Annotated in this window: 17 protein-coding genes; 7 read left to right on the top strand and 10 right to left on the bottom strand. The window is 66.3% G+C overall.

Annotated elements, in window-relative coordinates:
- Positions 1-74: 74 nt before the first annotated feature.
- Positions 75-1,775, top strand: a complete 1,701-nt coding sequence (locus tag E2481_RS14155) for a methylmalonyl-CoA mutase family protein (protein WP_136717805.1) — start codon at positions 75-77, stop codon at positions 1,773-1,775.
- 50 nt (positions 1,776-1,825) lie between these two features.
- Here E2481_RS14155 and E2481_RS14150 read toward each other — a convergent pair whose 3' ends face one another.
- Positions 1,826-2,242 carry a universal stress protein gene (locus tag E2481_RS14150; protein ID WP_136717804.1) on the bottom strand — a complete coding sequence of 139 codons (417 nt, stop codon included), beginning with the start codon at positions 2,240-2,242 and terminating at the stop codon, positions 1,826-1,828.
- 225 nt (positions 2,243-2,467) lie between these two features.
- Here E2481_RS14150 and E2481_RS14145 point away from each other — a divergent pair, with 225 nt between their 5' ends.
- Positions 2,468-4,087, top strand: coding sequence for a long-chain-fatty-acid--CoA ligase (locus tag E2481_RS14145; RefSeq protein ID WP_136717803.1), 1,620 nt, complete (start codon positions 2,468-2,470; stop codon positions 4,085-4,087).
- Here E2481_RS14145 and E2481_RS14140 read toward each other — a convergent pair whose 3' ends face one another.
- Both E2481_RS14140 and E2481_RS14135 read right to left on the bottom strand, forming a co-directional pair.
- Positions 4,088-4,354: a DUF7520 family protein gene (locus E2481_RS14140; protein WP_136717802.1), complete on the bottom strand. Its 267-nt coding sequence runs from the start codon at positions 4,352-4,354 to the stop codon at positions 4,088-4,090.
- Between the two features lie 238 nt (positions 4,355-4,592).
- The gene (locus E2481_RS14135) at positions 4,593-5,000 is read right to left on the bottom strand and encodes a plastocyanin/azurin family copper-binding protein (protein WP_306293929.1); all 408 of its coding nucleotides are present in this window, start codon (positions 4,998-5,000) and stop codon (positions 4,593-4,595) included.
- Positions 5,001-5,150: 150 nt separating this feature from the next.
- Here E2481_RS14135 and E2481_RS14130 point away from each other — a divergent pair, with 150 nt between their 5' ends.
- Entirely contained in the window at positions 5,151-5,390 is a 240-nt protein-coding gene (locus E2481_RS14130; protein WP_136717800.1) for an Htur_1727 family rSAM-partnered candidate RiPP, read from the top strand.
- The gene (locus E2481_RS14125) at positions 5,387-6,607 is read left to right on the top strand and encodes a TIGR04347 family pseudo-SAM/SPASM protein (protein ID WP_136717799.1); all 1,221 of its coding nucleotides are present in this window, start codon (positions 5,387-5,389) and stop codon (positions 6,605-6,607) included. Before E2481_RS14130 ends, E2481_RS14125 begins: the two co-directional genes overlap by 4 nt.
- 1 nt (position 6,608) lies before the next feature.
- Here E2481_RS14125 and E2481_RS14120 read toward each other — a convergent pair whose 3' ends face one another.
- Both E2481_RS14120 and E2481_RS14115 read right to left on the bottom strand, forming a co-directional pair.
- On the bottom strand, positions 6,609-7,640 hold the full coding sequence (locus E2481_RS14120) for an NAD(P)/FAD-dependent oxidoreductase (protein WP_136717798.1): 1,032 nt from the start codon (positions 7,638-7,640) through the stop codon (positions 6,609-6,611).
- Between the two features lie 56 nt (positions 7,641-7,696).
- Complete coding sequence (locus E2481_RS14115) at positions 7,697-10,021, bottom strand: DEAD/DEAH box helicase (RefSeq protein ID WP_136717797.1); 2,325 nt, start codon at positions 10,019-10,021, stop codon at positions 7,697-7,699.
- Positions 10,022-10,168: 147 nt separating this feature from the next.
- Here E2481_RS14115 and E2481_RS14110 point away from each other — a divergent pair, with 147 nt between their 5' ends.
- Positions 10,169-11,104, top strand: a complete 936-nt coding sequence (locus E2481_RS14110; RefSeq protein WP_250137833.1) for a ribonucleoside-diphosphate reductase — start codon at positions 10,169-10,171, stop codon at positions 11,102-11,104.
- A gap of 102 nt (positions 11,105-11,206) precedes the next feature.
- Here the strand turns inward: E2481_RS14110 and E2481_RS14105 are convergent, their stop codons facing one another.
- From E2481_RS14105 to E2481_RS14090, 4 genes are all read right to left on the bottom strand, one after another.
- Positions 11,207-11,878, bottom strand: a complete 672-nt coding sequence (locus E2481_RS14105; RefSeq protein WP_136717796.1) for a halocyanin domain-containing protein — start codon at positions 11,876-11,878, stop codon at positions 11,207-11,209.
- Positions 11,879-12,080: 202 nt separating this feature from the next.
- A complete protein-coding gene (locus E2481_RS14100) occupies positions 12,081-12,515 on the bottom strand; it encodes a universal stress protein (protein ID WP_136717795.1) in 435 nt (144 codons plus the stop codon).
- A gap of 103 nt (positions 12,516-12,618) precedes the next feature.
- Positions 12,619-12,933, bottom strand: coding sequence for a DUF7521 family protein (locus tag E2481_RS14095; protein WP_250137832.1), 315 nt, complete (start codon positions 12,931-12,933; stop codon positions 12,619-12,621).
- Complete coding sequence (locus E2481_RS14090) at positions 12,930-13,307, bottom strand: winged helix-turn-helix domain-containing protein (protein WP_136717794.1); 378 nt, start codon at positions 13,305-13,307, stop codon at positions 12,930-12,932. The genes E2481_RS14095 and E2481_RS14090 overlap by 4 nt, the downstream gene beginning before the upstream one ends.
- 213 nt (positions 13,308-13,520) lie before the next feature.
- On the opposite strand from E2481_RS14090, the gene E2481_RS14085 reads away from it, so the two are divergent.
- Both E2481_RS14085 and E2481_RS14080 read left to right on the top strand, forming a co-directional pair.
- Positions 13,521-14,204 carry a PHP domain-containing protein gene (locus E2481_RS14085; protein WP_136717793.1) on the top strand — a complete coding sequence of 228 codons (684 nt, stop codon included), beginning with the start codon at positions 13,521-13,523 and terminating at the stop codon, positions 14,202-14,204.
- Complete coding sequence (locus tag E2481_RS14080; protein WP_136717792.1) at positions 14,201-15,322, top strand: asparagine synthase C-terminal domain-containing protein; 1,122 nt, start codon at positions 14,201-14,203, stop codon at positions 15,320-15,322. Before E2481_RS14085 ends, E2481_RS14080 begins: the two co-directional genes overlap by 4 nt.
- Here the strand turns inward: E2481_RS14080 and E2481_RS14075 are convergent.
- Positions 15,319-17,181, bottom strand: coding sequence for a halocyanin domain-containing protein (locus E2481_RS14075; protein WP_136717791.1), 1,863 nt, complete (start codon positions 17,179-17,181; stop codon positions 15,319-15,321). The genes E2481_RS14080 and E2481_RS14075 overlap by 4 nt on opposite strands.
- Positions 17,182-17,339 lie beyond the last annotated feature (158 nt).

The following is a 17,339-nucleotide window of genomic DNA, read 5'->3' as shown; positions in this document are numbered from 1 at the left end:
CGCGTTCCGCTCGAACCGCCGCCCTCCTTTTCGCGGCCGAAGGATTAAGCGCGCGCCCCGTGTAAACAGTTGGCATGTACGACGAGGACGACCTCGCGGCCATCCGCGAGGCCCGCGAGGACTGGGAAGCGGACACGCTCGACCCGGTACTCGACGCCCACGGCGAGCGCCGAGACAGCTTCGGGACCGTCTCGAACATGGAGACCGAGCGGCTGTACACGCCCGAGGACGTGGCCGACCTGGACTACGAGGACGACCTGGGGTTCCCCGGCGAGGAACCGTTCACGCGCGGCGTCTATCCGACGATGTACCGCGGCCGGAGCTGGACGATGCGGCAGTTCGCCGGCTTCGGGACCGCCAGCGAGACCAACGAGCGGTTCCACTACCTCATCGACGAGGGCCAGACCGGGCTCTCGACCGCCTTCGACATGCCGAGCCTGATGGGACTGGACAGCGACGACAGGATGAGCGACGGGGAGGTCGGCAAGGAAGGCGTCGCGGTCGACACGCTGCGGGACATGGAGATCCTCTTCGAGGGCATCGATCTGGGGGAGGTCTCGACTTCCTTTACGATCAACCCGAGCGCGCCGGTCATCTACGCGATGTACATCGCGCTGGCCGACCAGCAGGGCGTTCCGCGCGAGGAGATCCGGGGGACCCTCCAGAACGACATGCTCAAGGAGTTCATCGCTCAGAAAGAGTGGGTCGTCCCGCCGGAGCCCTCGCTCGGCGTCGTCACCGACGTCATCGAATTCGCCGTCGCGGAGACGCCGAAGTTCAAGCCCGTCTCGATTTCGGGGTACCACATCCGGGAGGCCGGCTCGACGGCGGTCCAAGAACTCGCCTTCACGCTCGCGGACGGGTTCGCGTACGTCGAGGACTGTCTCGACCGCGGGCTCGATATCGACGAGTTCGGTCCCCAGCTGTCCTTTTTCTTCAATTCGCACAACTCCATCTTCGAGGAAATCGCGAAGTTCCGGGCGGGGCGGCGCATCTACGCGCGGCTCATGGACGAGTGGTACGACGCCGAGGACCCCGCGTCCAAGCAGCTGAAGTTCCACACCCAGACCGCCGGCCAGTCCCTGACCGCCCAGCAACCCCTGAACAACATCGTCCGCGTCACCATCCAGGCGCTCGCCGGCGTGATGGGCGGCACGCAGAGCCTCCACACCAACAGCTTCGACGAGGCCCTGGCCCTGCCCAGCGAGGAGGCCGTCCGGGTCGCGCTGCGGACCCAGCAGATCATCGCCGAGGAGTCCGGCGCGGCCGACATCGTCGACCCGATGGGCGGCTCGTTCGCCATCGAATCCCTCACAGACGAGGTCGAGGAACAGACGATGGCGTACATCGAGGAGATCAAGGAGATGGGCGAGGGCTCCGTTCGGGACGGTGTACTGTCCGGAATCCAGCAGGGGTATTTCCACCGCGAGATCCAGGACTCGGCCTACGAGTACCAGGAACGCGTCGACGAGGGCGAGGAGGTCGTGGTCGGCGTCAACGCCTACAGCATCGCGGAGGACACGCAACCGGACGTGCTCAAAGTCGACGAGGACGTGCAAGAGCGCCAGCGCGAGCGCCTGGCCGAGGTCAAGGCCGACCGCGACGACGAGGCGGTCGCGGACGCGCTGGAATCGGTCCGGGACGCCATCGAGCGCGACGAGAACGTGATGCCCTCGATCGTCGAGGCCGTCAAGACCTACGCGACGATGGGCGAGATCATGGGTGTCTTCGAAGACCACTACGGGAGTTACCAGGAGACGGCCGGACTGGCCTGAGCAACTCGGGCCGATCTTCGTTTTGCAGCCGAGACCGCGTGCCGCGGCGTTCAGTCTTCGCTGCCACCGGTGACGGTGACCGGAACGTCCGTGTCCAGGATGACCGACTGGGTGACGCTTCCGAAGATCGCTTTCCCGGCCGGGCTGCGTTTGTGCCCGCCCATGACGATGTGGTCGGCGTCTATCTCTTTGGCCAGTTCGATGATTCCCTCGGCGGGCGGCGATCCCGCTTCCTTAACCGAGACCGAAAAGCCGCTGTCCTCCAGTTTCTCGACGGCACGACGAACAGTGCCGACCCGGCCGGGTTTCCGCATCGCTTCGGGGGCATCGAGTTCCACACCCCGAAGCACGTGCGTGGCAACCACTTCCACCTCGGACTTGTCCCCCGTCGGGTACGCCGTGACGAACTCCGCCTGTGCATCGGCCAGTGATTCTTCGTCGCCGATAGGTAACAGAATCGTATACATCATCGATACTTGGACCATCTTCGTCTTAGGCGTTTTCCACCCGTCGAGTGAAAATCGGCCATTGTGTTAACAATCATACAGCTGTATGATTATATAAACAGGCTGGTAGAAAGGGAGACAACGGCAGAATTGACGGCCGCTTCTTTTATATTGTGAGTTCCGGTCCCACCTCCTGGGAAGAAACGGAAACCACTTTTTAATTCATTACCGTTTGTTCGAGTTGCGATGGAGAAACCACTGTTAGTGACGGACTTCCTGGACCGCGCCCGGAACTACTACGGGGACGAGGAGGCCGTCGTGGCGACCACGGGAGAACGGTTTTCGTACGACGAACTCGGGGAGCGCGCCGACCGGTTCTCGGCGGCACTCCAGCAACGCGGCATCGAGGCCGGCGACCGCGTGGCGGTACTGGACCCGAACACGCACTATCACCTGGAAGCGGCCTACGGGAGCATGCAGGCGGGTGCCGTTCACACGCCGCTGAACTATCGGCTGACGCCCGACGACTTCGCGTACATCCTCGACGACGCCGAGGTCGACGCCATCTTCGCCGACCACGAGTACGCCGACCGCATCGAGGCCGTCCGAGACGAAGTCCCAACTGAGACGTTCATCACGAACGATACCGACGCCGTCGAGGGCGACTGGGAATCCTTCGACGAGGTCATCGAGGCGGCCGGCACCGACTACGACCGCCCCGAGATGGACGAGGACGACCTCGTCACCATCAACTACACGTCGGGGACGACCGGCGATCCCAAGGGCGTCTGTCGCACCCACCGCACGGAGACCATCCACGCCTACCTCATCACCGTCCACCAGGAGATCACCGACGACGACGTCTACCTGTGGACGCTGCCGATGTTCCACGTCAACGGCTGGGGCCACATCTACGCCATCACGGGTATGGGTGCCAAACACGTCTGTACGCGTGGCGTCGACGCCGAGTGGATCTTCGACACCGTCGCCGAGGAGGACGTCTCCTACATGTGCGGTGCGCCGACGGTCCTGAACATGCTCAGCGACTACTACGACGACCAAGACGGCGACGTCCCGGTCAGCGGCGAGAACGACGTGCGCATCGCCACTGCCGGGAGCGCCCCGCCGGAGGCGACGATTCGCAAAGTCGAAGACGAGTTCGGCTGGTACCTGAAACACGTCTACGGCGCGACCGAGACTGGCCCGCTCATCACGACGTCCGACGCCAAACGGCTGTTCAGCGACGACAACAGCGCCCGATTCAAGATCAAGAAGCGTCAGGGACTGGGCTATCTCGGCACCGACGTCCGCGTCGTCGACGACGACGGGAACGACGTCCCCCGCGACGACGCGACGATCGGCGAGATCGTCGTCCGGGGCAACCAGGTGATGGACAAGTACTGGAACAAGCCCGAACAGACCGAGGAGGCCTTCTCCGACCGCGTCGAGGGGTACTACCACATGGGCGACCTCGCGACGGTCGACGAGAACGGGATGATCGCCATCCAGGACCGCAAGAAGGACATCATCATCTCCGGCGGGGAGAACATCTCCTCGATCGAACTGGAGGACACCCTCTTCGAGCACGACGCCGTCGGTTCGGCCGCCGTCATCCCCGCGCCCAGCGAGGAGTGGGGCGAGACGCCCAAGGCGTTCGTCGTTCCCGACAACGGCGACCCGGAGAACCCCGGCGTTACGAAGGAGGAGCTAAAGGAGTTCTGTCAGGATCGGCTGGCGGGCTACAAGGTCGTCCGCCGGTTCGAGTTCGTCGAGGAACTGCCCACGACCTCGACCGGGAAGATTCAGAAGTACGAACTCCGGGAAGAAGAGTGGGAGGACGAAGACCGGATGGTCGGGCAGGGGTAGTTACTTCGGCGAGGCGTCGTCGTAGCGGCGGGAGATGTACACGACGGCGGCCACGAACGCCCCGAGTCCGACGCCGACGGTGATCATCCCGAACAGGGCGACCCCCAGCGGCGTTGGCGGCAGTTGGATCACGCCGAACAGGACTGGATCTAGGTCCTCCGGCCGGATGGCCCCGAGGATCGTCCCCATCACGCCCGCGACTGCGACGACGACGGTGAAGACGAACAGGACCACGCGACTCCCTTCGGTGGTATCGGCCGCTGACATTACGCTGGCTTCGAGACGAAGGTGATTAACCGTTTCACTTCCTACTCGCGAGCGATGACCGAGAAGGAACTCCTCTTGCTCGTCCTGGCCGGCCTCGCCGTACTGATGTTCCTGACCGGGTTCGTGCTGGTCCTCAGCTGACGGCACGCCGTCGACCCGGCCGGGATCGAACCGGCTCGAAGTCCCGCAGCTACGGCGTCTGAAACCGGCGAAAAAACGAATATGACTGCGGTCGTCGCTACTCGACGATGACGGTCCCGACCATGCCCGAGGCGACGTGCGGGACGCAAACGTACGTGTACTCCCCTGCCGTCTCGAACGTGTGCTCGAAGGTCTCGCCCTGGCCGACCGTCGCCATCGGGTCCCCGTCCTCTTCCATCGTCCCGAACCCTTCGGCGCCGTCCGGAATGGAGACCTCTTCGCTGTGGCTGGGCCACGCCGAGACGTTGTGCGATGCGCTCTCGAACTCCCAGGTGACGGTCTCACCGGTCTCGACGGTGATTTCCTCGGGCTCGAACACGAGTTGCCCGTCCGGTCCGACCGCGACGGTGTTCCCGTCGCCGCCACTGTCGCCGTCGGTGCCATTACCGCTTCCGTCGTCGCCACCGTTACCGGAACAACCCGCCAGTCCACCAGAAATTGTCAATACACCAACGCCTCGAACGAAGTCTCGTCGATCCATCACTTGTTCACCACAGTTGGGCTCAGGGATGACGAGGGGTAAATACTCTGATTCTATTCCCAGGTATTGGGAATCCTAGAGAGGGATATATAGGGAATTGCCGAACATATGCGTATGGCTGAGCGTGCCAGTTCGACCGGACCGAAAACGGTCCGAGCGACGACCGGCCGCGAATGGGAACTGTTCGTAAGCGACGACGAAGGGCCGCCGCGACACGCCGGCAGCGTGTCCGCACCGACGGCCGACGTCGCTCGCGAACAGGCCAGGAACCTTCTCGGGTGGAGCGTCGACGACGTCTGGCTCTGTCCCGCCGACGAGGTGGAACGCTTCTCGCCCAGCGAGGACTCACGATGATCTCGGTCAGCAAACTCCTCTGTGATCTCGACGCCGAGGGCGACGGGCTCCGGTACGACGCCGCCGACGAGTCGGGCAAACCCCAGATCACCGAGGAAAAGCAGCGCCGCCCCGTGGTCGTCTGGAACCTCACCAAGCAGTGTAACCTCTATTGTGACCACTGCTACGCCGCCGCCGACACCGAGTGTGCCCCCGGCGAACTCTCGACGGCCGAGGGGAAACGAATGCTCGACGATCTGGCAGACTACGGCGTGCCCGTCGTCCTGTTCTCGGGCGGCGAGCCACTCGTCAGGGACGACCTGACGGAACTGATCGCCTACGCGACCGAACAGGGCATTCGTCCGGTGCTCTCGACGAACGGGACGCTCATCACCGAGGACATCGCCCACGAACTCAAGGAAGCCGGGCTCAAGTACGCCGGCATCTCCGTCGACGGGCTCCCGGAAGCCAACGACGAGTTCCGCGGCCAGGAGGGTGCGTTCGACGCCGCGCTCCGCGGCATCAACGCCTGTCTCGACGCCGGGCTGAAGACCGGCCTCCGGTACACCATCACGAAACACAATGCCGACGACCTGGAGTCGATCGTCTCGATGCTCCACGAGGAGGGACTCGACCGCTTCTGTTTCTACCACCTCGATTACGGCGGCCGCGGCAACGAGATCCAGGACGTGGACCTCACGCCCGGGGAACGCCGCGAGGCCATCGAAACGGTCTGTGACATGACACGGGAGTACCACGACCGGGGCGAGGAGATCGAGACGCTGCTGGTCGGCAACTACGCCGACGCGGCCTACATGGTCGAGTACGCCCGCGAACACCTCGGCGAGGAGACCGCCGAGCGGGTGTACCGGTACCTCCAGGCCAACGGCGGCGACCCGACCGGCGAGCGCGTCGCCGACGTCGACTACCAGGGCAACGTCCACCTCACGCAGTTCTGGCAGGGGTACTCGCTGGGGAACGTCCGGGACCGGCCGTTCTCGGCCATGTGGGAGGACGACTCGAACCCGCTGCTGGGGGCGCTCCGGAACCGGGAGGCCCACCTCACCGGCAAATGTGCAGACTGCAAGTACCAGGACATCTGTCGCGGCGGCTCCCGACTCCGCGCGCTGTCGGTCCACGGCGACCCGTTCGCCCCCGACCCGCAGTGTTATCTCACTGATGCCGAGGTGCGCGAGCCCAATCCCGTCGTCGACACCGGCCCCGAACCCGCGGACTGAGTCACGCCAGCACGCGATTCTCGATTTTGTCCGCGGCTTCCAACCCGGTCTGGAGCGCCGCGTAGGTCCGACCCGTTCCAGCCACCCAGTCGCCCGCCAGCGCCAGGTCGTAGGAGAGCGGTCGCTCGACGAGTCCCGGGTCGATGCCGTGGTTCGGGACCGCCGACGCCCACCGCGCGTGGTCGGTCCAGTCCGGGTCGAGCAGGCGCTCGTCGTCCAGCAGGTCGCTGGCGCCCTCACGAGCCACCGTCTCGACCGTTTCCGTCTCGGCGTTCGGGTGCTGTCGAGTCCAGTCGGGGTTCAACTGGACGACGAGGAGGCTCTCGCCGTCGGGGACGTGTCCGGGCTTGCACTCCTCGCGGGAGAGCCAGCCCACCTGGTGGCCGTCGTCCTCGGAGACGAGCGCGTAGAACGGGCGGTCGAGTTCGAACGGGTAGTGACAGACGACGCTGTCGACGGGCCGGTAGGGGACGCGCTCGGCGGCGACCATCAGGTCGTCGCGCAACTGCTGACCCCAGTCGGCGTCGGCCAGCAGGCTCGTCGTCTCGCTGGCCGGCAGTGCGAGGATCAGCCCGTCGACCGTCTCCTCCCGACCGCCGGCCGTGCTCAGCGTCCACCCGCCGACGTGGCGGTCGAGATGGCCGACCCTGGTGTCGGTCGCGATGGTCGCTCCGCTCTCCCGGGCGAACGCCGCCGCGATGCCCCGCACGCCGTCTCGCGTAGTGTACTTCGGTGCCTGGTCGTTCCGGCCGGCGCTGATGGTTCCCTCGGAATCGAAGACCCTGATAGTGCCCTCGACGGTATCGAGGTCCTCACCGACCGCCTCCGCCAACACCGTCCGGAAGCGGTCGTCGGCTCCCTTGATGAAGTTCGCGCCGTAGTCGTAGACACAGCCGTCGCGTTCGCGCGTGACCATCCGACCGCCCAGCGCCTCGCCGGCCTCGAACAGGACGGCGTCGACCGACGAGTCCCGGAGGCCGTAGGCTGCTGCTGTCCCTGCGATGCCGCCACCGACGATACCCACCGTCGCCATGGGGGCTCTTCACAGGCGACCGATTTAATTCCGGGTGCCGCGGGACCTCCCCGCGGTCACTCGTCGACGGCCAACGCGTCGAGCAGATACAGTGCCAGGTCCTTGTCCAGCGGGTCGTTCGCGTTGCCACAATGGGGCGACTGGACGCAGGCCGGACAGCCGTCCGCACAGGGACAGGAATCGACCATCTTCCTGGTCGTGTCCACGAGGGACGCGATGTCCGTGTATGCGCGTTCGGTCAGCCCGACCCCGCCGGGGTAGCCGTCGTAGATGAAGATCGTCGACTGGTCGGTGTGGGGATGCAACGGCGTCGAGAGCCCGCCGATGTCCCGGCGGTCACAGAGCAACTCGACGGGCATCATCGCGATCATGGCGTGTTCGGCCGCGTGGATGCCGCCGTCGAACTCCCCGTCGCGCGCTCGCATCTCCGCCTCGACGGCCTCGGGGACGGTGAAGTACAGGGCGGTGGTCTCCAGCGTGGTCTCGGGCAGATCCAGCGCGAACTGGCCAGTGGGTTCGCCCGACGAGGAATCCCGTCGCTCGTAGCCCGTGATCTGTTTGCGCATGGTCACGTCCGCGAACCTGAGCGTGCTGTCCGCACAGCCCGGCATCGGCCGCTCCTCGCGGTCGCGCTCGACGGTGATCGTCTTGTCGTGCAGGACCTGCGTGTAGAATTCCGCACGCGTCCGGGAGAGTTCGGCGATGTCGTGGTCCAGATCGAGGTCGGTCACCTCGTAACTGCGCCCCTGATGGTGGTAGATCGCGCCGGGATGGGCGTCCCGGAGCGCGTCGCCGAAGGGGAGTTTCGCGATCGTCTCACCGCTGGCGCGGTCCCGGAGCCGTATCTGCCGGTCGTCGATACTCCGGAGGTTCATCTCGTGTTGAGGGCTCCCGTCGCCGTCGTAGATCCACCGGATACCGGCGTCGGTCTCCCGGCGGTCGAGGTCGCCAGACGCCGTGAGGTCCGCAACGAGGTCCGGGAACCGCTCGCCGAAGTGGCGGTCGTCGTCGGGTTTGAGCCACGTCTCGCGGGCGGCCGAGCACACGTGCCCGGGCATCAGCGTCTCGTTTTCCGGGTTCGAGATGGCGCGCTCCGGGTCCCCCTGGAAGAACTCGTCGGGGTTGGTCATGAAGTACTGGTCGAGCTGGTCCTCGCCGCCGACCATCACCACGAGGCTGGGGTCGGTGCCGCGGCCGGCGCGCCCGGCCTGCTGGTGGGCCGCCATGCGCGTACCCGGGTAGCCGTCGAGCACAACGACATCGAGCCCGCCGATGTCGACGCCGAGTTCGAGTGCGTTCGTGCTCCAGACGCCGCGAATCTCGCCCGAGGACAGGCCCTGCTCGACGGTTTCCCGGCGCTCGCTGGTCAGGGCGGCCTGATAGGCGGTGACGCCCTCGGCGGCCTCGCGGTCCCCGCGCCGGCGCAGTTCGTCGGCGCTGTCGGTCGCGTAGCGTTCCGCGGTCTGGCGCGAACTCGTGAAGACCACGGTCTGGAAGCCGCGCGAGACGAGGTCGACGAAGAGCCGCTTCGTCTCGGTGTGACTGGACTTGCGACGGCCGCTGCCCCAGCCGCCGCCATCGGCGTATTCCGGCGGGTTCCACAACAGCCAGTGGGTCGGCCCCGTCGCGCTCTCGTCGTCGGTGACCGCGGCGAAGGAGTCCTCGGGGCGGCCGGTGACAGTCGCCGCGTGCTCGACGGGGTTGCCGATCGTCGCGGAACAGCAGACGTACTCCGGGCTCGACTCGAACCGTTCGCAGACGCGGTTGAGCCGCCGGCAGACGAGCGACACCTGGCTGCCGAAGACGCCGCGGTACTCGTGGACCTCGTCGACGACGACGGTCTCCAGCCGCTCGAAAAACCAGTCCCAGAGCCGGTGGGCGTGCGGGAGGATGCCGTAGTGGAGCATGTCCGGCGTCGTCAGGAGGACGGTCGGTTGCTGGTCCCGAATCTTCCGCTTCTCCGATTTCGACTGGCGACCGGTGTACTGAGCGACCGAGACTCGGCTCCCGAACCCGAGACCGTGAGCGAGGTCCTGGAGAGTGTCAGTCTGGTCGTTGATGAGCGCGACCTGCGGGGCGACGTACAGCGTACAGCCAGTGTGGTCGAGCGCTCGCTCGAAGGCGGGGACGGTGTAAGCGAGACTCTTCCCGCTCGCCGTCTCGGTGGCGAGCACGACGTTTTGCCCGTCCCGGACGGCCTCGATGGCTGCCGCCTGATGGCCGTAGAGCCGGTCGATCCCGCGGTCGCGGAGCACGCCGTCGAGCCTGGATTCGAGATCGAGGTCGGCGAAACGCGCCTCGCGACCCGGAACCGTCTCGTGGTGGCGGACCTGCCCCTCGTAGTACGGCCGGTCGCGCAACCAGTCGATGGTCTCGTCCACACGCTCGTTTGCGGACTCTCCATATTTACGGTTGCGTTCATCGGGTTTGCGGGCCGACGCGAATCGTTCGTCGCCACCACTATTTAAATTACCAGAAGTATTCGGCGGTATTTATAGAACGGTACCGGGCGTACGTGTTGTCGTACCATGACGCAGGTAGAGGACACCAGCCGCACGATGCGGCTCGACCGCGATTCGTTCGCACAGGGGTATTTCGAGAACGCCGTCTATCGCCACTGGGACCCGTACGCCATCGAGGGTCTCGAGGACGACAAACAGAAGATGATGGACGAGGACCTGACCGAAGTCGAGTTCGAGGAACTCCGACAGACGCTCGCTCGCTTCGGTGCCGGCGAGGAGGCAGTCACGGAGGACCTGATGCCGCTCGCCCTCGTGCTGGAGGACATCAACGACCAGATGTTCATCTCCAGCCAGATCTACGAGGAAGCCAAACACACGCAGTTCTTCGACCGCTACTGGCGCGAGGTCGTCGACCCGGTCGCCGAACACCACGGCTTCGAGGTCACGGCTCCCACCGATCAGCGGTACTACCCGGACGGCTACATTCAGCTGTTCGACAAGACCGAGGCCGCGATGCACAAGCTCCTGGAGGAGGACACGCCCGAGAACCGCGTCGACGCCTACTGTCATTACCACCTGACCGTCGAGTCGGTGCTGGCCCAGACCGGCTACTACGGCATCGAGTCGACGTTCAGCCCGCGCGGGTCCGACGAAGTCGCCATCCGGGAGTTCCCGCAACTCGAAGGGCTCGTCGAGGGCGTCAGCAACATCCGCAGTGACGAGGGTCGCCACGTCGGCTTCGGGATGCAGAAGGTCCGTCAGGCCGTCCAGAGCGGCGAGGTCGACCAGCAGGTCGTCCAGAACACGCTCCAGGAACTGATGCCCCACGTCGCCAACACTGTCAACGACTTCGAGGAGGCAATCAATCCGGTGCCGCTCGTCAAGTACTCCCGGGACAAACTGACCCGCCGTCTCGACATCATCACCGACGCCGACGCGGAGATTCCCGGCGTCGACGACCTCGTCAAACTCGACACCGACGGCACTGCCGCGGCCGACTGACGGGACAGTCACCTCCCTGCGTCGCTGGACGAGGGGGTGTCAGGAGGAACGGTCCGGCGTACCGGCGGACTGGGGGAGTCCACCGTCGCCACGTTTTTTCGGCTACTCGATCCGTTTGAGGTCCGCGTCCGCACGACCCGTCCCGTCCCTGCCGTCGATGTCGTCTCGGTTCAAGGCGAGCAGGATCGCGAACACGATGGGCGAGAGCACGCCGAGAACGATGGCCGCGCCCATCGCCTGCAGTTCCGGCGTCAAGACGATGCCGCCCTCTTCACCGCCGTGCCCGCCGCCGGTCTCCGGTTCCCCGACGACGACGACCCCGACCATTCCGGCACTCTGGTGGGGGTTGCAGTAGTACTTGTAGACGCCTTCCTCTTCTAAGGTCTGTTCGAACGTCGTGCCGGCTTCCTGGATGGTTTCGCCGGAGTCGAACGCGCCGCCGTCCTCGACGACGTTGTGCGCGCCGCCCTCGCCGGTCCATTCCCACGTGATGGTCGTCCCGGGGTCGACCTGGACGGCAGCGGGCCCGAATGCTAGTCCGTTGTCTCCCGCACCGACCTCGATCGTGACCGCATCGGTGCCGGTCTCGTCGGCGACGGACCCGTCGTAGTTGTTTGCGCCCTCCATCCAGCCGTCGAAGGTGTTGTCGTCCTGTGCTGCTGCCGTGCCGGTGGCGGTCGCACCGAGCCCCGCGACTGTGGCACCAGTCGCCGTCGCCCGGAGGAACCCGCGACGGCTCCGTTTCGAATCACCAGTGGTGTCGTTCGTACTCATGTGTAACACTCCGAATCCCGCCGCACTCGCTCGCGCGTCTTCGTCCCGCCCTGCCACCCGTTCCGGTGCGGCGTCCGTCGGAACCGGGCGTCGCCACGCTGCTCCATACCCGAGAGTTCTCACCGATAGTTAAAAGCCCGCCTAAACGCCTCGATGATTGGGAACCTGTCGCAAGGGCAGTCGCTCGGTGTACGGTGCCCCGTTACCGGACGATCGTGACGGGACAGTGGGCGCGGCGAACGACGTTCTCGGCGACGCTCCCGAGGATGAGCCTGGAGAGGCCGGTCCGACCGTGACTCCCCATCACGATCTGGTCGACGTCGTGTTCGTCGGCGTACTCGACGACGCTGCGCCCGGGTTGGCCGACGACGGCTTCGGTGTCGAGTGTCACGTCGTACTCGTCTGCCACGTCCTGGGCGTCGTCGAACAACGCCTCGGCCTCCTCGGTCGCGCTCTCGTACCACTCCTCCCAGTAGCCGGGGAGCGTCGATTCCATCGGGGCTCCGTAGCCCGCGTCGACGAAATCTAGCACGTGGATGACGGTGAAATCGGCGTCGTCGTGTTTTTCGAGCGCGTGTTCGAGCGCCTCTGCCGACAGCGGCGATTCGTCCATCGGAACGAGTACGTGGTCGGTCATCACTCGACGATAGTCGGTGCTCCCACATAATTCTGGAGTTCGTTTCCCGAACCCTGAGAACCACGGGCGTTCGGCTGTGGGGGCGTCCCGGGGCCGACGCTCGTCACTGCTGGGCGTACAGCGAGTAGACGATGACGGCGAAGCCGAGCGCGGTCAGCGCGGCCTCGGCGACGATGGCGTACCCGCGATCGAGCACGGGGCCGATGTTGGCCGTCCCGACCAGGTCGAGCGCGCCCGCGATCAGGGACCCGGCCGTCACGAAGCCGAAGCCGATCGCCAGCAGTCTGAGTGGTTTCGCACCGGTTCGACGGTAGGCCTTGAACGAGAAGTAGGCGATCAACCCACCGAGGAGTAACGTGATAGTCTTGAGCGCGACGATCACCGACGGGACGTGAACGAGTGGGACGATTCCAGTCACGTTTCCTTTCGCACCTCCGACCAGAGGTCCTGTAACCGCTCGTCTGCCGTTCGCGGGACGCGGCTGATCCCGACGTCGAACTCCCGGTCCTCCGAGACCGCGACCACGACCTCCTCGAAGTCGACCTCGTACTTGCTCGCGTGTTGGCCGTCCGGTCGGATCTCCATCCCCTCGCGGAGCAACGACGCCTCCGTCAACAGATCGAGTTTCCTGTAGGTCGTCGAGAGCGGCACGTCACAGGCGTCGGCTATTTCCTCTGCTGTCATGGGTTCCTCCAAGTTCCGGACGATGGCCCGACACTTCGGATCGTCGAGGGCGTCCAGAACGTCCTGCAGATCGGGTCCTTCCTCGTCCGCGAACGGGTCACGGACCATGTGTCCCGACGTGACGGACGAAGGTATATAACCGCTCCGACATCCCACCCGAAGCACCCGGTTCTGGACGCTGGATCGACCGACTCCGAACACGTTCGCCAGCCGCCTCCGAAAGTGAACCGGGGATCTGTCGGCGCGGCGGACGGTCCCGCGACCACCTGCTGTCGGGGACGGACCGGTTCGCTTTTGAGCGGACCGTTCCTACCGCCTCGTGTGTACGCCGCCGAGTTGCACTGTCACTCGTCGCTGTCGTACGACGGTCGGGACCCGGTCGACCTCCTGCTGGGCCAGGCGGAAGCCGTGGGCCTGGACGCGATCGCCGTGACCGACCACGACGAGATCGACGCCAGCCTCGAAGCCGTCGAACGCGCCCCGGAGTACGGCCTGGTCGGCATTCCGGGAATGGAGGTCTCGACCGCAGCGGGCCACGTGCTCGCACTCGGCGTCACCGAAGCGGTCCCGCCCGGCCTCTCGTTCGGGGAGACGCTCGGTCGGATCCGCGACCTCGGCGGCATCGCCGTCGTTCCACACCCCTTCCAGGAATCCAGGAGCGGCGTCCTCGCCCACATCTCCCGGGACGACCTGACCGCCGCCGACGCCATCGAGGTGTACAACTCCCGACTGCTGACGGGGAGGGCCAACCGCCAGGCCGAAGCGTTCGCTCGCCTCCGGGAGATGCCGATGACCGCCGGCAGCGACGCCCACATCAGCGAGATGGTCGGCCAGGCGGTCACCCGGATCGACGCCGACGACCTCAGCGTCGACGCGATCCTCGATGCCATCCGTGATGGGCGGACCACCGTCGAGGGCCACCGGACCCCGTGGCGAATCAGCTTTCGCCAGGCCGCCGGCGGCGTCAAACGCCGAATGAAAAATCGTTTTTATAGTTTCTTATGACCGGCCGCCGTGCCGGCGGTGGGAAGGTTCGCCTCGACGGGGCCGACCCGACTGCCGTCCGAGACGCCCTCGATTCGGGTGACCCATTGCCGGGGACGCGCGGGTTCGCCGGCGCTGTCGACGGTCGACTCGTCCGTGACGTGCTCGGGCGGTATCCCTGTTTTTCCGAACGCGACGACCCGACGACCTGGAGTTTCGATCCGACGGAACTCGACGATCCCGAGGCGGTCCCGGCGGGCCACGTCAGGACTCCAGCGGGGGACGAGCGGGTCTGGTCGCTGCCCGAACCGTCGCCGTTCGATTCCGACGAGAGCGCGGTCTCGACGGTCCGGGACGCGGTCGCGGAGAGCCTCGACGAGGTGTCGACCGAGGGGCTCGCCATCGCCTTTTCGGGGGGCGTCGACTCGGCGCTCCTGGCTGCCACGCTGGACGCGCCGCTGTACGTCGCTGGCTTTCCCGACAGCCACGACATCGAGGCGGCCAGGTCGGCCGCTGCGCTGTTGGACCGTGACCTCCAGGTCGTCGAGGTCACCCACGACGACATCGAGCGGGCCGTGCCGGACATCGCGACCGCGATCGGGCGGACGAACGCGATGGACGTCCAGATCGCGCTCCCGCTGTCTCTGGTCGCCGAGCGCGTCGCGGCCGACGGCTACGACAGGTTGGCAGTCGGTCAGGGGGCCGACGAACTGTTCGGCGGCTACGCGAAAGTCGCCAAAGCGCCGACCGACCCGAGAGTCGACGCCGGGACGATCCGGGGTGCGACCCGCGAGGTGATCCAGTCGCTCCCCGGGCAACTAGAACGGGACGTGCTCACGCTCCGCGCGGCGGGCGTCGAACCGGTGGCTCCGCTACTCTCCGATCGGGTGATCGACGCGGCGCTCCGCCTTCCGGGACACCTGCTCGTGACCGAACCCGGGGAAGACGGCGAGCGAAAACACGCGCTCCGTCGGGCCGCCGGCGAGTGGCTCCCCGGCGAAATCGCGAGCCGTGACAAGAAGGCGGTCCAGTATGGAAGTCTCGTTGCCCGAGAACTCGACCGCCTGGCCCGCCAGGACGGGTTCAAGCGGCGGATGGACGACCACGTGACGAAATACGTCGAGTCGCTGGTCGATTAGTCGTCGGCGCGGAACCGCTGCCACCCGGCGACCCCGAACATTGCCAGCGCAGTGCCGATGGCCGTAAAGCCAGCCCCGTCGGCGTCGGACGTGGTCGCGGCGGTTTTGGCGTCACCTGACTCTGTCCGCGTCCGCGCCCGCTCACCGGTGACGGCTTGCAGCCGGTGTGGGTCTCGCGTCCTGTTTTCGGGGACGTACACCGTTCCGTCAGTGAGTAGCGGTGCGGTGTGGACGTCGGCGGGCGTCTGCCCAGGGTCCTGCCACTGCCCGAGTTCGACCGTCCACTGCGGGTCGCCCGACGCCGCGTCGAACCCGTGGACTGCCCTGGTCAGTACCTCGTCCCCGTCGTCGTCGTCGACTCCGCCGACGGCCCCGAGATTCGCCGCGTAGACGACGCCGTCCCCGACCGCCGGTGGGCTGACCGTCCCCCGCGTTCTCGTTCGCCACTGCCGGTCGCCGGTCTCGGCGTCGAACGCGTACAGGTAGTAGTCGTGACAGCCGACGTAGACAGTCCCGGTGTCGCCGTCCCCGGAAGTCAGGGCGACGCCCGTCGCGGCGCTACCGAGGTCGGCGGTCCACCGACGGTCGCCGGTCGCGGCGTCGCGGGCGTGGACTTCGTGCGACCCGCTCCCGGCGATGACCGTTCCCCCGCCGACGGCCGGTGGCGTTGGCGGGTACGATTCCGTCTCGAAGTTCCATTCCCTGTTCCCGCTGTCGGCGTCGTACGCGCGGAGGCGGAGCACCGGCTCCTGCCAGTCCACCCCGTTGTGGGCACTGGCACTCACGTACAGCGTCCCGTCCCTGACAGCGAGGCCCTCGACGGTATCCGCCGTCCGCTGCCACCACAGGCGCTCACCGCTCCCCGAGTCGAGGACGCCGTTGCCGCCGGTCGCTCCCACTGCGAGCCGTCCGTCTGCGAGCGCGAGGTCGTTGACCGGGCCGTTCGGGACGCGGACCCGCCACTGTCGGTCACCGGTCGCGGCGTCGTAACACACCACACGCGATCGGAGGGTGTCGGTCTCGCTTCGCTCGCGTTCCCACTCGGGGTTCTGGACGGCGTAGAGCCGGCCGTCGCCGAACGCGAGCGGCCATTCGGCGTCCAGTTCCCACTGCCGTCTGCCGCTGGTCGCGTCGAGGGCGACGACGCGGTCAGGACAACCGAGGAACAGCGTTCCGTCGCCCGTCACGGCTCCGAGAATCGGCTCCACTACGGGAGTGACGCCGCTCGCCCTGACCCCGTCTCTCGGCCCGGTGACGGGCGGGTTACGCGTGTTCGCGGCGTCGAACCCGGCCTGGGCCCAGTCCGTTTCGGGCGCTCGAACCGGCCACTCGCCCTCGGGCGTCGGTTGCGGCGTGGGCGTGGGTTCCGGGGTCGTCGCTCGCCGCGGGTAGTCGGTCCCGACGACCACGGCACCCAGCATCCCCGACCCTTCGTGGGGCAGGCAATGGTAGGTGTAAATGCCGTCTTCCTCGAAGGTATGCTCGAACGCGACGCCAGTCGTTTGAACGGGACTGCCGGACTCGAAGGTTCCGTCCTCGGCGACGACGCTGTGTGCACCGCCCTCGCCGGTCCACTCCCACTGGACGGTCGCCCCGTTGTCCACGTGAACGGCCACCGGGTCGAAGGCGAGCGTGCTGTCGCCGGCCCCGACACGTACCGTCGCCTCGGCCTGTCCCCGCATGTCGACGACCTCGCCGTCGTAGTTGTTCGCCCCGTCGAGGTAGCCGTCGAAGTCCGGCCGACCGCGACCGCCGCCACCGCCGCGTTCCTGTGCCCCGCTAGCAGCTTCTAACGCCGTCCAACCGAGTGCGCTCGCCGAGACACCGAGCAGCCCTCGGCGCGTGAGCGACGTGTCCATATCAGGACGTATTGAGGGAGCGCCAGAAAAGATACTGGTTCGACACTTCGGCCCGCAACTAGCAGAATTGTACAGTGATGGAAATACTATTCTCAAATACTGAAAACGGTGGGAAGGGGTTTAGACGGGAGACAGCCATTGACAATGCGAACAACGGA

The organism is Halorientalis salina (genome assembly GCF_005049285.1).
GTDB classification, from domain to species: Archaea; Halobacteriota; Halobacteria; order Halobacteriales; family Haloarculaceae; genus Halorientalis; species Halorientalis salina.
The sequence above is the reverse complement of the archived record's forward strand: the minus strand, read 5'-3'. Positions and strand labels throughout refer to the sequence as shown.